Here is a 1,151-nt window from a genome sequence, read left to right as displayed (position 1 = left end):
TATTTAAAAATAAACAACTTGTTCAAGTAGCAGAACAGCATACTCAATGGGCTGAAGAGTTATGTGTACAGCTCCAACAAGAAGTAAATAAATCTAAAGATATTGAAGCACAGCTTCAATTTAATAATCATTTGCTCGAACAAAAGGTTCGGGAAAGGACATATGACCTCACTAAAATGAATGAGAGGCTTGAAAGCCATCATCATAATTTAGCATTTGCACATGAAACAGCAGGTATCCGACCGTGGGATTGGGATATTGAGAAACAAAAATTAGAAATAACGTTTTTTGATCAACAAAAACAAACTCAAAATACTCCTTTACACCTCAAGTCAATTTTAGAGCGCATTCATCCCAATGACCGAAAGTTATTTGATGAACGTTTAAAAGAACACTTGGAAGGAAAATCTGATCACTTCAATATTACTTTCCGCATTTTACGTCATAATGGTTCTTGGCGTTGGATTCATGACGTAGGACGTGTCATTAGCCGTGATCCTAAAACCAATAAAGCTTTACGTATGGTCGGAATGACCAGAGATATTCATCAGGAAAAAAAAGATCAAGAACATTTGAGACTTTCTGCGATTGTGCTTGAGCAGGCAGCTGAAGGAATTTTTATTCTAGATGAAAAACTCAACTATATTGAAGTTAACCCCTATTATGAGAAATTAACTGGCTTTTCAAAATCTGAATTATTAAGTCAGCAGCTATTTAATATCACAATAAATCAGAAGCTACAGCAACAACAATTTCACGACTCCATTACTCAACAACTTCTAAAAACTGGCGAATATATGGGCCAATTTGATGAAAAGTTTACATCGGGTAAAAGTGTCTATTTATGGCTTCATATTAATGCAGTTAAAGATGAGTACAACCAGATTATTAATTATATTGGTTTTGCACGTGATTTAACCGACCAAAAGCGACAAGAGCAGCATTTATCTTATTTAAAAAACTATGATAGTTTGACTCACCTTCCTAACCGCTTTTACTATTATAATCAATTACATCAATATCTTGTTAATCCATCTTATAGTTTTAAAAATTTGGCTTTAATACGTATTAATATCGATAGATTTAGAGCATTTAATGAGTTTCTAAATAATGATAGTGGGGATGAGTTACTTAAACAATTTGCACAGCGA

Annotated in this window: 1 protein-coding gene; it reads left to right on the top strand. The window is 33.4% G+C overall.

Features of this window, described 5'->3' with window-relative positions:
• Nucleotides 1-1,151 (top strand): PAS domain S-box protein (locus VXQ92_RS19825; RefSeq protein ID WP_416682942.1); only part of this gene is annotated, 1,151 nt, incomplete at both ends.

Source organism: Acinetobacter sp. 228 (assembly GCF_048147885.1).
This window is presented reverse-complemented; position numbering and strand designations above follow the sequence as displayed.